Below are 12,941 nucleotides of genomic sequence, written 5' to 3' on the forward strand. Positions count from 1 at the left end.
GTAGTTTGCTTGAGTAATGCTTGAACGCGGATAGTAAGGATATCATGAAGGTCATCGACATTCGACCAGATGCCAACGGCATGATTAATTGGCCAACGTTAAGTGCAGAGCGTAAAGCGGTTGTTACCATTGGCGTATTCGACGGTATGCACAAAGGTCATCGCGAGGTTATTCGTCGTACTGTGGATCTTGCGCATCGTCATGGAGCGTTTTCAGTAGTGATTATGTTTGATCCGCGTCCAAGCGTAGTGCATGCTAATCCTGATTTATACGATGATTTTGGCGACGTTAATTCTAAACTTCCGGACGATCCGGATGCTCTTACAAGCGTGCGTCAACGTTTGCGCGTGATGTCACAGTTGGATGTTGATCATGTTGTGATTGTGCGCTACAGCCTTGCTTTTGCTGCAAAATCGTACCGTTTCTTCTTAGGTCAGCTCGTTGGAAAGCTTGGTATGCGAGCATTAGTTCTTGGCTCTGATGCTGCGCTTGGTGCTCGTCGTGCTGGTGATATCAAAGCAATTCGTGAGTTGTCTCAAGCAACTGGAGTTTTTGAGCTTATTGAAGTAGAGGATTTGGGTCCAGATGACGTTCGCGTGCCTGATCCTATTGTTCGTGAAGTTCCACAGGAGCCTGGAGATCCTAAAGATCCTTCTGAGGGCATGAATAAAGCTGAATATCGTGCTTGGAGTAAGAGCATGCCAAATAAGAAAGTGCGTGCTTGGAGTTCTACAAATGTGCGCTGGATGTTGGCTACTGGTCGAGTCAAAGAAGCGCGTGAAATTTTGGATCAGCCGCATCGCGTTGAAGGAACAGTAGTTCATGGAGACGAGCGTGGGCGCGAGATTGGATTCCCAACAGTAAATCTTGGCGAAAAAATTGAAGGCTATGTGCCAGTTGATGGCGTGTATGCAGGTTGGGTTGTTGATTTAGATGCTGACAATAAGAACGATGTCAGACCATCGAAAAATGCTGTTCCAGATGTGAGTGTTTTGCGTCGTGATGAGCTTCATTTAGGCGTTCATTCTCCGTGGCGTTGGCCTGCTGCGATTTCTATTGGAACTAAGCCAACATTTAATAAAGATGGCGAAGAAGATGCAGAGCGCACTGTTGAAGCTTACGGATTGTTCGACGATTGGAAAGACTTGTACGGGCACCGCGTTTGCATTGAGTTTGCTAGTTTCTTGCGTCCGCAACAGGCTTTTGATTCAGTTGACGCGCTAAAAGATATGCTCAAAGCTAATGTTGAGCAAGTGCGCGAGATTACAGATGCTGAAGCTGAAGTCTGATTTTGATATTTGCGCTTAGTGGTTTTTAGTTGCGATTATTTTTGCTAGCTGCGTTTAGCTTATAGTCCAAGTGCTTTTAACGCTTCTCGCACTGTGCTAACTTCAATAATTTCTAATCCTGGAATACTAACGCTTTTCCGCATATGGCAAACTATTGCGCGCCTATATCCTATTCGCGCAGCCTCGCGCAATCGCGGCTCTATTCTTGGCACTGGGCGAACTTGACCGGTTAAGCTCATCTCGCCAATTGCGCAAGTTTTAGGAGTTACTGCTTTCCCGGCAGCAGCGCTAGCTAAAGCTGCTACGATTGCCAAGTCGCAAGACGGCTCCTTTGCCAACGCTCCTGCAATAGTAGATACGTACAAATCTTTTGCAAGCAAATTAACGCGTCCGTGACGATACAAAACTGCTGTAAGCATTGCAAGACGGTTAGAATCAACACCAGAAACTGCACGGCGAGGAGTGGGCAGAGCCGATTGTGTTACAAGTGCTTGTATTTCAATCGGCAGGCTTCTGTGTCCTTCAAGTGTAAAAGTGACGCAAGTTCCGTCGTTTGTGCCATCTTGCGCATTTTTACCTTGATTATTGTTTTCTGTAGAAGACAAAAACAGTCCGGAAGGATCCGGCACTTCCTCAATTCCTTCACCGCTCATATCGAAGCAGCCAACTTCGTCTGTAGGTCCAAAGCGATTCTTTACAGCTCTTAGCATGCGTAGCGCTGTTTGTGTATCGCCCTCAAATTGACATACTGTGTCTACTAAATGTTCAAGCGTACGCGGCCCTGCTATTGAACCATCTTTTGTAACGTGCCCAACTAAAAGTATCGGAATATTGTTAGCTTTAGCAACGTCGATAAGTGCGCTCGCAACTTCTCTAACTTGTGTAGAACCGCCTGTAATACCATCTACTTCTTGTGCGGAAATCGTTTGTGCAGAATCGACAATAGCAAGCGTAGGGTGATGTGTTTCAATAAGATCTAGTACAGTGTCAAGATCGCCTGTTGTTGCAAGTAATAAATAATCGTTTACAGCGTTAATTCTAGACGCGCGCAATTTAACTTGTGCTGCTGATTCCTCGCCGGAAATATACAATACAGGGGGAGTGTTGCTTTCTTTTGATTGTTTAGATACGTAAGCTGCAGTTTTTAGAAGTAGTGTTGATTTTCCGATACCTGGCTCTCCTGCTATAAGAGTTACGGAGCCTGGCACAAGTCCTCCGCCTAATACGCGATCGAATTCGCTAAAACCAGTGTGAATGCGCATTGCGTCGTCTGCTTGAATTTCATTAATTGGTTGCGCAGATGTTGCTGAATCGAGAGTTGAATGTGCGATATTGCGATTAGAAGTAGTTATGCCATCCGGTGAATAGGTGCGCGATGCTGTTGTTGCGCGTGATGCACGTGTTGTACGAGATAATCCGCTAACTCGCGCCTCTCTAAACTCGTTCACTGTGCCCCATTCGCCACATTCAGGGCAGCGACCGTACCATTTTGAGCCGCTCCAACCGCATTCGGAGCATAAATAGTGAAGAGTAGATTTACTAGCCATATCTCGACGCTATACGCTTTATTAGACAATCATATTTTGTATTTGTTTTTGATTGTAAAGCGCTTTTGCGTACTAAAAGCGTCATCGCGATGTGACATAATGCAAGTATGTCGAAATCGAATGCTTCAAGTATGAATGCTTCAAAGATGGGTGCGTTGAATATGAATTCCTCAAGTGTCAATAATTCATCACACAGCAAATTATTAGTTGTGTTGACTTCAGCTGCAGTAATTGTGGTTTTGGCTCTAATTTCAGCATTTATGTGGCCAGGTTGGGCATTGAATCACGAAAATGTTGCGAGCAAAAATCATATGGTAATGCCTAAAACGCCTTCTATACCATCGAAACCTTTGCCAGCATCTTCTACGGCATTGCTTAAGGCTATGCCTGATAGCGTACTTGATTTCGCTCGTGTTGACGCTATACCTAGTGCAACTTGGACTGAATCGTCGCCTTTGGAGGAATATTCTGTTAAGTACTCAACTGGTCAGCCAGATGGGGAAGTGTCTGTAACTGTTGCTCAATGGTCGAATCGCGATTCTGCGAACAAGCAGTATGAAGCGTTAGTTGATGGACTTAAGGGTTCTGATATCGCAAGTGGAAAAATTCAAGTTTCTGGTAAGACTTCCGGTAGCTATGTGTTGCGAAATGATGAAAATGATAAATCACAGGCTAGTGCATTGTGGCAGAACGATACCGCTGTTTTTGAAGTGAACGGCGCAAAGCAAGCAGTAGAGCGTTTTTATCACAGATTCCCAATGTAAATGTTGTAAAAAATGATGTTCTTTGTAATATCACTCCACAAAGTCGTTAAAACGGTGTAACATTAGGCAAGTTGCACACTTTACATAGGAATGGAGGCTTCAGATGGGTTCTGTCATCAAGAAGCGCCGCAAGCGGATGAGCAAGAAGAAGCACCGCAAACTGCTGCGTAAGACTCGTCACCAGCGCAAGTAATTTTCTTACTATGCGTTGATGCGTGTCTGAACGTTTAGGCACGTAAGACTTTTTTGAAGCGTCGGTTTTTCCGGCGCTTTTTATATACAAAAAAGTAGAGCCCGCGTTTGCGGACTCTACTTTTCGATTAGTTTCGCTACTTATTTGGGTTTGTAAGCGTGCGAGGACCGTTTGGATCGCCAACAATCACCGTGTCAACCATGTTCAAGAACAAGCCGTGTTCCACAACGCCAACAGTTTCAATCAAATCTTTCGCCAACTCCTGCGGATGCTCAATGCGCTCCATGTGCAAATCAACCACGAAGTTGTTCTCGTCGGTGCGCACTTCCTTGCCGTCAGCATCAAGACGCAAAACTGGCTTATATCCGCGCTTTTCGAACTTACGAATCACCTGCGCGGAGCCAAACGGAATCACCTCAACAGGAAGTGGGAACTTGCCAATCGTGTCGACTACCTTACTTGCGTCAACAATCCACACGATGCGGTCGGAATTAATAGCCACAATCTTTTCCCAAAGAAGAGCTGCGCCGCCGCCTTTAATTCCGTTGAAATTCTTGTCAACTTCGTCAGAACCGTCGATTGTAACGTCAATGTGATCCACTTCGTTAATGTCGAGAATCTTAATGCCGTAGCCCTCTGCCTGCTCTTGTGTGCGACGAGAAGTGGTGACTCCTGTGAAGCTCAAGCCTTCTTCCTTAACTCTGCGGCCAAGCTCGTCAACTAAGAAACGCACTGTAGAGCCGGTGCCAAGACCAACCATCATTCCATTCTTTACAATCTTTGCGGCTTCAATGCCTGCTGCTTTTTTAAGCGCATCTTGTTGTGCTTTATCCATTATCCCTGCTTTCTTGTTTTTGTTATTCCCGAGTTCGCCGATGAACTTCCATCGCTATTTGCGGGAGAGGCTTTGTGTTTTTATGCGTGCCTCATTTTCGTACATTTCCATATTAACCTTTGCCAAGATTTTTAGGGCTATGTGCATCTTAGTTGCGTCGTCATTCATTCACGGGATATTCGTGTGGTAGAGATTTGAGATTTTTCGCACTGATTGGATGCTTGCATGTTTATGAAGTTTTGCAGTTGCGCTCTGCCGACGTTGAGTATTTATTGCTTAGAGAACACTAGCGTCATTGCTACTGCATGCGTCACGCCAGGCACTCCTACCACACCACAGAACACTAGCGGTTTTACTAGTAGTGAGGGGTGGGTGTTGCTTGGTCGAGCAATATAAAAGCGGAACGATAGTAATAATCGTGATGATGAATACTATTTTTGCAGAGAAAGTAAGTAAAAAACTAAACTTAACTACGCAACCGCTAAGTCTAAGTAAGGTATAAGAGCGGAGCGCTGCGAGACAAGTAACACCCACTACTCACAGCCACATATAGAAATCCGCCAGCCAAACACCACACTAAACGAATTGCAAAAATAGCTATGAAAGGTAGAAGGCAGTTGGAGATAAATGCAAGGTGCCGTCGGGCTCTACGTAGCCGCTTACGTTGATTGTGCCGGAAATAAAACGCGCCTCGCCGTTAAAGCTTGGGCTTGTGTTTGGCGGGGGAGTAAACTGCAGCACGCCAGAAACACTTAATCCTTGAACTGGTTTAGATGTAGTTTGCGTAACATTTTGCTCTGTTTTTGGAACTTCTTGAACAATAGTTATAGCGTCTTGCTGGTGCATATCTTGTTTATTTTCTATTGATAGTGCATCTTTTTCGCTATCTTCTAACGTTTCACGCTTTGTTTCACGCATTTGTTCAGGCTTCGTTTCACATGCTGCTTCTTGCGCTTGTTTGCGTGCTGATTCATTTACAGATTCAGTTAGATCACTAGCATTTTTACTATTTTGTGCAGAAAAATCAGGATTAATATCTTCGCCAACTGTGCGTTCAAGATGATATTCTGCATTGGAAATTTTGCCATCTAAAAGCATTTTCGCATCACTTGGCACATTCGTACCTTTTGCATATTCAGAAGCAAGAAGCGACTTCCAGCCTTCTAAAGGCAAGTATCCGTCCTTCAAACCATTTCGGCAATCTTCCGCATATCCGCGCGCTAGTGTATCAACTTTTTCGTTTCCTTCGTTTCCTGCGTGACCCTTAACCCACACGAATTTTACGGCGCCTTCGCGCTTAGTAATTTCCGCGTCGATTGCTCGAATCAGCTCGGCATTTTTAACAGGTTCATTTTTAGAGTTTTTCCAACCGTTCTTTTTCCATCCGTGAATCCACGTAGTTGCGCAGTTTATAGCGTATTGTGAATCACTTTCGATTGTGAGCGGCTCACTTCCAGGATGTGCTCGTAAAGCTTCCAAAACTGCGCATAATTCGCCAATTTGATTTGTGCCATTAGTTGCGCCTCCAGCATCTGCATTGCCTATGTGATGGTGTTCGTTAGAGCTACCAGACTCGTCAATGTGATCTGCCCACGCCCAACCCATTGAACCGTTTGGGTTTCCGAGCGCGGAACCGTCTGTTGAAACAACAATCATGACAAAACCTTTCAAAAATGCGCCGGCTGCAGATTGCAACCAGCGCAATTAGTAGATTCTTTATTTACGCAAGATTATTACGTTACGCTAAAGCCTTGTCGACTACAGCAGTAGCTTCCTCAAGCACCTTGTCAAGTGCTTCTGGAGAAACGAAGGATTCTGCGTAAACCTTGTAAATATTCTCGGTACCAGATGGGCGAGCAGCGAACCAGTTGTTCTTAGTCGTCACCTTCAAGCCGCCAATCTTTGCGCCGTTTCCAGGAGCTTCCGTAAGCTTTGCGGTAATATCTTCGCCAGCAAGCTTAGTTGCTTCAACGTCGCTGCCGCTCAAAGCTGCGAACTTCTGCTTTTGCTCAAGAGTTGTCGGCGTATCGACGCGCTTATACCAGCTTTCGCCAAAGCGAGCAACCTGATCCTGGTGAAGCTGAGCTGGGTTCTTGCCAGTCTTTGCAGTAATTTCCGCAGCGAGTAAATCAGGAATCAAACCATCCTTATCGGTGGTCCACACGCGACCATCTTTGCGCAAGAAGCTCATGCCGGAGCTTTCCTCTCCGCCGAAAGCAACTTCGCCGCTAAAGAGTGGGTCAACGAACCACTTGAATCCAACTGGAACTTCCACAAGCTTTGCGTTAATAGAAGCAGCCACGCGGTCGATCAAGGAAGAAGACACAAGCGTCTTGCCGATAGCAGTATTCTTTGGCCAATCCGGACGAGCACCGCCGAACAAATACTCCACGCATACCGCAATGTAATGGTTCGGGTTCATAACGCCCCAGTTAGGGCACACAATACCGTGGCGGTCAGCATCTGGATCGGTGCCGCCAACCAAATCGTACTTATCCCAAGCGCCAGCGTTAAGCTGATCAACTAAGCCCTTCATTGCGTAAGGGGAGCTTGGATCCATACGAATCTTGCCATCGTGGTCAATAGTCATGAATCGCCAAGTTGGATCAACTTCTGGACGCACAACGCCGATGTTCAAACCGTACTTTTCGTTCATAAGTGGCCAGTAGTTTACGCTTGCGCCGCCGAGTGGGTCAATTCCCAAACGCACGCCGCTAGAGCGAATCACATCGAAATCGATTACATTAGCCAAATCGCTAACGTAGTGTTCGCGGTAATCGAAGCCTTCAACCAAATCAGACTTGATTGCTTCCTCGAAAGGTACGCGCTTTACGGACTTGTAATTGTCGAGCAATTCGTTTGCGCGAGCTGCAATTGCGTTAGTTACTTCCGCAGGTGCAGGGCCGCCTGTTACAGGATCGTACTTAAAACCACCGTCGGTTGGTGGGTTGTGTGAAGGAGTGACGACAATGCCGTCAGCCAAGCCGTCGCCGCTAAAACGCTGAGTGCCGTCGGCTGCGCGATTATGCGTCAAAATAGCTTGAGAAACAACAGGAGTTGGCACGAAGTCGCCGCGAGAATCCACGCGAACGTGAACTCCGTTAGCAACCAAAACCTCAATAGCGGTTTTTTGAGCAGGCTCAGAAAGAGCGTGCGTATCGCGACCAATATAAAGAGGACCAGTTACGCCAGCTTTCTTGCGATATTCAGCAATAGCTTGCGTAATTGCCACAATATGAGCTTCGTTAAACGAAGTTTTCAAAGCAGAACCACGGTGGCCGGACGTGCCGAAAATCACGCGCTGTTCTGGAATGTTGGAATTTGGAACTTCATCATAGTAAGCGCCAACCAAAGCGTCGACGTCGACTAGATCTTCTGGGGTGGCGGGCATTCCCGCATTTTTTGCTACCATAATTTTTTATTTTGCCACAGCGCTTGTATTTTATTTATTTTCTGGCACTCTTACGCACAATGCTTGCTTGTCAACAGTGAAGCGCAAATGTTTCGTATATCCCAAAATGTCGCCGTCTACTTGCACTGGAGCAGATTTTTCTAATTGCACTTCTGCGCTAAAACCTTGCGTTTGGTCAATTCTCGAGCCTGCAGAAAGCGAATCCTGCTGGAGTGCGCGCCCTGTTAGCGTTTGGTGTATTACTCCTCGGAACAAATTAGCCCAACCAATTAAACCGCCAGAAGTGTCAATAATCTCAAAATCAAGCACACCATCGTCGTATGCTGCTTCTGGCATAAGCGAAAACATAGGAATTTGACCGCAATTTCCAGCCATAAGTGTGCGGAAAGTCAATCCTTTTAGCACACTTTCGTCGCCATTTGAACGCTGTAAGGTAACGGTTGCGCGATATTTTGGCATAAACAAATGCTTTACACCAGAGACAAAATAAGCAAGCCAACTAATATTCTTTTTTAAGTTTGGATCAGTGTCGTCAATCATTAACGCGTCAAAACCAATGCCTGCAATAATTAAGAATGCGTGTCCATGATCTTCTTCTGGATTGTCGAGAATCGTTACGCGCCCAACGTCAACCTGCCTAGAGCCGTGAGAAGTTGCAACACGCAGCGCAGCATCCACGTCGTTTACTGGAATTCCCATATTTCTAGCAAAAAGATTGCCAGTTCCAATAGGAATAATTCCCATCGCATGACCTTTACCGCTTACTGCGCTCGCAACAGTACGAACCGTGCCATCTCCGCCGACTGCTACTACTACATTAGCTCCATTTGAAAGTGCTTCTAAAGCGCATTCGCGTCCATCTTTATCTAACTGTGTATCAATAATTTCGTAGGTTAAATTGCGTTCTTTGCAATAATTTTTAATACTTTCGCGATACGATTCCGCTTGTGGTTTTGAAGGATTAAGTATGAATGCGTAATGCACTGAGTCGCCGTGTCGTTGAGCAAGTTTTTCTGCCAAATGATGACGTTTTAAAGCGCGCGAAACAATCATGATGACGAATGGTGCGAGTACAAGCGCGAATACAATCATCATAAGAGCAATAGTCGCTTGAATAGGCATAGTTGGCATACCTCCTATTCTTGCACATTATTTTTTCTACAATACTAAATTTTGCGGCATATTGCGAATATTTACGTTTTTTACACATTTGTGTAGTATTTATTGTTTTTATAAATATCGTTTATTGCTTGTATTAGATGTTTATTAGTTACTCATTAGGTGTCGGCTAGTTGCTAGTTAATTGTGCATTTTGCTGCTTTTGCTTGTTCTTTGCTCGTTTTTTAACGTGTATTATTCGCATTAATTCTGTACTAAATATTTAGCTAGTTATATAGCTAGTTATGTAACCAGTTATGCTCTCATGTTTCGCTAATACTAATTTCGTGCGTCGCTAGTGGTAAACTGTGCAAGCGTGTCTGTCGCATACAATTATTGAGCAGAGGTTTTGAATATGGCTGAATTACAGCAAAATTTTGAGGGAGATGAATCCTTCAATATTACATCTAGTAATATGCCTGATGATGCTAGTGACGATACTGTTGCTTTTATGCAGGTTCCTCAAAGTCATGTAGAAGATCAAATGGCTGATAATTCTGTTAATTATGAGGGAACTCTTGCTGATAATTTAGGCGAAGTCGCCGATGAAGAAGATACTTCTGGAGACATTGTTGACGATATCGTTGAAGATATTGCCGGTAATAAGAAGAATGTGTTTGGCAATAATGCTACATCTTATGGCATGTATGCAAATGCAACTCCTGCCGATTCAACTGCAACCGATTCATTTAGAGTAGTAGAGCCGAAAGCAAAGAAACATCGTGCGAACCGTTCCGCATTGGCGTTGATGTATTCGCTTCTTATTTTTGTTATTTTGTTAGCTGCAGCATTTTTTGCACTTCATTTGTATTTCAACAATCGAGTTGCTCCAGGTGTTGATTTTGGTGATGCTTCTATTACGCGCAATCTCACTGGCTATCAGGAAGATTCTGTAAGCAAGACTGTTCAGAATGCTGTGGACCATAGCGAATTAGTAATTAGTGACGATCAAGGCAATAGTGTTGATGCAGATTTGAGTCAACTTGGTGTCAAGATTGATAAGAACGCAACTGTAAAAGCTATTATGAATGCTAAGCGAGATAATTTATTTACTCGTATTATGCCTTGGGTTCATCAAACCGTGAGCTTGAAAGCTGTACGTGATGATTCTGCTTTGGATTCGTACTTATTGCATAAGTTTATTCGTGAGAAGGATCGCGCTGTACCTTATAGTGCAGTTTTCGACAAGGATTCTGAATCTTACAAGGTAGAGGATGGTATACCTGGTCGCACTATAGAAACTATGTCTGTTCGTGAAGCAGTAAAAAAGTTAATTGCTCACCCTGGTAAAACAGTAAAAGTTTCTGTTACATCTCGACGCACTGACGCTCCTATTAAGCTTGATGCAGCGCAGAAACTTGTAGATGATTTAAATAAACTTCTTGAGAAAAAAATCACGTTTAATAACGGTGACGGTAAAGATTTTACGGTTCCAAAAGAAGCGATTGCGTCTTGGATCAGTATAAAAGCAGATACGACTCGCCGTAAGCTTTCTTACACAATTGATGCAGATAAAGCAGATTATTATTTGTCTCAAGTTCTTCCAAAAGAGCTTAATCAGCAAAAGATTAATCAGGAAGATGCAGTCAATAAAGAAGGCAAGTTTATTTTCACAACACTTAAAGGTTCTAATGGTGTTGAAATTAGCTATTCCGATAGTATTGCGAAAAAGGCTGTAGAATCTTTGCGCAATGGCAATGATTTCAAGATGTCTGTTCCTTCAAAAATCACTAAGTTTACCGTTGAAAAGAAGCTTGTTGAAATGCGCATTGTTGTTGACAAAACAACCCAAACGGCTTCTGTTTATAGGAATGATGAACTTGTAAAAACATTCCCTGTTTGCACAGGTAAGCGCGGTGCCGATGATTCAGCTTCTGGTACATTCTTTATTTACTTGCGTTATGCTTCACAAGATATGCGCGGTAGGAATGGCGATGGCTCTCCTTACTTCTCTCCTGGAGTGCGTTGGGTTAGCTATTACCATGGTGGAGAAGGTTTCCACACTGCTTCTTGGAATTATAAGGGTATTGCAACTGGCGATGCTGCAAATCACGGCTCTCATGGTTGCATAAACATGTATGAGCAGGATGCTCGCTGGATTTTTGAAAATTGTCCACGTGGCACTATTGTGCAAATTGTTGGCACGACTCCGGATGGTCCGGTACGCGAATGAGCGAATCTGTGGGTAACTCACTTAACAAAGATGAACGCGCCGAAGGACTTTCGCTTTCTGCGCGTTCTAATCTTGAGTATGTGCAAAGCCCACAATCTACTCCGCAATTAGTGGCGTCTAGACGGATTAGCAGTGCGCCAATTCCTGTGCATGTTACGGCAACATTGTTTGACGCTCCTTCTAAAGCTGAGCGTATTGACAATAAGCCATTGCTTGTGCGTTTTGGTCGCAGGCTCGTTACGTCTATTGTCGGCATGTGGATGCGTCTTGCTGGTCGTGTTGCTCGTCGTTTTGGCTGGTTTCCAAGTGTTGAGCCATATATTGGGTATGGAACGCATAGATATGCTCGCTTGATTTGCAGAACTGTGTATGCTCCAAAGCTTGGTCATCATTCTGCTCTAAAACGCGGAATTTATGCGATGCTTGTTGTTCCTGCTGTGCGTGTGCGCGTGACTTTGTCTATTGACGGTATTCCTGTAGAAACAGCTCAAATTGGCGATTCTGAAATATACGATAAGCCTGAAGGTTCACGCGATGGTAGTGCAGAGTACTGTATTTCTGACCGTGCAGGGTATTTAGATTTAATTACCGAACGCGCTTTAGAGCCTGGTCGTCACGTTGTTTCGTATTCTGTTAGTGACCGTGAGCCTGTAAAAGCGAGTTTATTTGCTATTGATGCAAATGTTCCTGTTGGTGTTATTTCGGACGTTGACGACACTATTATGGTTACTCAAGCGCCTTCGCCAATTCGCGCTGCTTATAATTTGCTTATTATGAATCCTGCTCATCGTTCGCCAGTTGCTGGAATGTCTGAGTTTTTCCAGTCTTTAGAGCGTTTGCGTGACGATATTCCATTTTTCTATCTTTCTACTTCTCCGTGGAATGTTGAGGCTTCAATTCGTCACTTTATTGATCGCGAAAAGTTTCCTGAGGGTCCTCTTCTTCTTCGTGATTTGGATCCGCGTCCTAAAACTTTTATTCCAAACGGACCGCAGCATAAATTAGAATTTGCAACTCAACTTATGGATGATTTTCCTGGCATGCGTTTTGTGCTTATTGGCGATGATGGTCAAAAGGATCCTTTAACGTATGCGAATATTATTCGTAAGCATCCAGGTCGTGTGCTTGCAGTAGGTATTAGGCAATTGCGTAAGCGTGCTACTGTTGAGGATTTTCGTCGTAAATTATCTCGTGATTTTGCTGTTGCTTTAAGTGCATCTAAACGTGCGTATGTTTTTTCGGATGCTCTTGATACTGCGTGTGAAGATGCGCAAGAAATTCCTACTATGGCGATCGAAAAATTACATAATGCTAACGAGTTTTCTGGTGATATTGATGATTTTGATGATGCTCAAATGCGCATAATTGAAGCAGAAGGTGCTGCTGGTACTTTGCAAGGCGTGCCATTTTTTGCAGCTCCTCAAGGCAAAGATTTAGCTAAAGTAATGCTTCCGTTTATAGAGGAAGCGATTGCGAAATAGTATAAAATAATTGCAAAATAATTTTGTAATATTAAAGAATTGCAGAAAATATTTCGTTACTAATATATAAGAGCTGAAGAAAATACTTA

Annotated in this window: 10 protein-coding genes; 5 read left to right on the forward strand and 5 right to left on the reverse strand. The window is 44.1% G+C overall.

The window, feature by feature from the left end; genetic code table 11:
- The first annotated feature begins 44 nt into the window (after nucleotides 1-44).
- Nucleotides 45-1,289: a bifunctional riboflavin kinase/FMN adenylyltransferase gene (gene ribF, locus HXT47_RS01655; protein WP_004105442.1), complete on the forward strand. Its 1,245-nt coding sequence runs from the start codon at nucleotides 45-47 to the stop codon at nucleotides 1,287-1,289.
- Nucleotides 1,290-1,348: 59 nt separating this feature from the next.
- Here the strand turns inward: ribF and radA are convergent, their stop codons facing one another.
- Complete coding sequence (gene radA, locus HXT47_RS01660; protein WP_117008581.1) at nucleotides 1,349-2,836, reverse strand: DNA repair protein RadA; 1,488 nt, start codon at nucleotides 2,834-2,836, stop codon at nucleotides 1,349-1,351.
- Between the two features lie 107 nt (nucleotides 2,837-2,943).
- On the opposite strand from radA, the gene HXT47_RS01665 reads away from it, so the two are divergent.
- Both HXT47_RS01665 and HXT47_RS01670 read left to right on the forward strand, forming a co-directional pair.
- Nucleotides 2,944-3,600: a hypothetical protein gene (locus HXT47_RS01665; RefSeq protein WP_004109607.1), complete on the forward strand. Its 657-nt coding sequence runs from the start codon at nucleotides 2,944-2,946 to the stop codon at nucleotides 3,598-3,600.
- Nucleotides 3,601-3,703: 103 nt separating this feature from the next.
- On the forward strand, nucleotides 3,704-3,793 hold the full coding sequence (locus HXT47_RS01670) for a 30S ribosomal protein bS22 (RefSeq protein ID WP_004268639.1): 90 nt from the start codon (nucleotides 3,704-3,706) through the stop codon (nucleotides 3,791-3,793).
- Between the two features lie 136 nt (nucleotides 3,794-3,929).
- Here HXT47_RS01670 and rpiA read toward each other — a convergent pair whose 3' ends face one another.
- From rpiA to HXT47_RS01690, 4 genes are all read right to left on the reverse strand, one after another.
- Complete coding sequence (gene rpiA, locus HXT47_RS01675; protein ID WP_004105437.1) at nucleotides 3,930-4,628, reverse strand: ribose-5-phosphate isomerase RpiA; 699 nt, start codon at nucleotides 4,626-4,628, stop codon at nucleotides 3,930-3,932.
- A gap of 597 nt (nucleotides 4,629-5,225) precedes the next feature.
- Complete coding sequence (locus tag HXT47_RS01680) at nucleotides 5,226-6,332, reverse strand: ribonuclease H family protein (protein ID WP_421789154.1); 1,107 nt, start codon at nucleotides 6,330-6,332, stop codon at nucleotides 5,226-5,228.
- Between the two features lie 34 nt (nucleotides 6,333-6,366).
- Entirely contained in the window at nucleotides 6,367-8,040 is a 1,674-nt protein-coding gene (gene pgm, locus HXT47_RS01685; RefSeq protein ID WP_101885886.1) for a phosphoglucomutase (alpha-D-glucose-1,6-bisphosphate-dependent), read from the reverse strand.
- 30 nt (nucleotides 8,041-8,070) lie between these two features.
- Entirely contained in the window at nucleotides 8,071-9,171 is a 1,101-nt protein-coding gene (locus HXT47_RS01690; protein ID WP_004105433.1) for a diacylglycerol/lipid kinase family protein, read from the reverse strand.
- Nucleotides 9,172-9,553: 382 nt separating this feature from the next.
- On the opposite strand from HXT47_RS01690, the gene HXT47_RS01695 reads away from it, so the two are divergent.
- Entirely contained in the window at nucleotides 9,554-11,371 is a 1,818-nt protein-coding gene (locus HXT47_RS01695; protein WP_112928497.1) for a L,D-transpeptidase, read from the forward strand.
- Nucleotides 11,368-12,852, forward strand: a complete 1,485-nt coding sequence (locus HXT47_RS01700) for an App1 family protein (RefSeq protein ID WP_421789156.1) — start codon at nucleotides 11,368-11,370, stop codon at nucleotides 12,850-12,852. The genes HXT47_RS01695 and HXT47_RS01700 overlap by 4 nt, the downstream gene beginning before the upstream one ends.
- Nucleotides 12,853-12,941 lie beyond the last annotated feature (89 nt).

The sequence above is a fragment of the Gardnerella sp. DNF01205 genome (genome assembly GCF_049244135.1).
GTDB classification, from domain to species: domain Bacteria; phylum Actinomycetota; class Actinomycetes; order Actinomycetales; family Bifidobacteriaceae; genus Bifidobacterium; species Bifidobacterium leopoldii.